At 36.4% G+C, this 533-nt stretch carries 1 protein-coding gene; it reads left to right on the forward strand.

Features of this window, described 5'->3' with window-relative positions; translation table 11 throughout:
* Positions 1–476: outer membrane beta-barrel protein (locus PVK62_RS17515; RefSeq protein ID WP_274449509.1), on the forward strand; the 476-nt coding region annotated here is incomplete at its 5' end.
* Positions 477–533 lie beyond the last annotated feature (57 nt).

Below are 533 nucleotides of genomic sequence, written 5' to 3' on the forward strand. Positions count from 1 at the left end.
ATTTGTCGGTGGCTAACAATATTGAGCTTAAAGTGGGGAGTTTATCAGCAGAAGAACAAACTGATTTAGGTTACAACCTTGTCGCAGGTTATGAATTTGATACGCATCGAGTGGTAAAAACTAGCATTGAAGCTGAGTATCGAACATTTGGTGGAATAGATAACACTGGATCGTTAAGCTCTGACGGAGATGCATTTTTCATTAATGCAAAGGCTAAACTATTTGTTCTCTATGATTTTGGTAATATTTATTTCGCCCCAATGGTAGGGCTTGGTCAGATAGATATTGACGTTAAAGATAGTGCTGGTCCAAACTATTCCAAAAAAGAAATGGGTTATCAGTTGGGTGCTGAAATTGGTACTCGATTACCATATGGTTTAGATTTAAATTTAGGATATCGAGCTGCATTTACAGAAATAGAAGACGTTAACGTAACTTTAACTGGTATTTACTTAGGTGCTCGTTATTTATTCTAAAATCAGCAGCATAACAAATGCATCAACACGATTTACTACACTCGGCAATCTCAGTTT

Origin of the sequence: Aliivibrio sp. S3MY1 (assembly GCF_028765575.1) — a bacterium.
Taxonomy (GTDB): domain Bacteria; phylum Pseudomonadota; class Gammaproteobacteria; order Enterobacterales; family Vibrionaceae; genus Aliivibrio.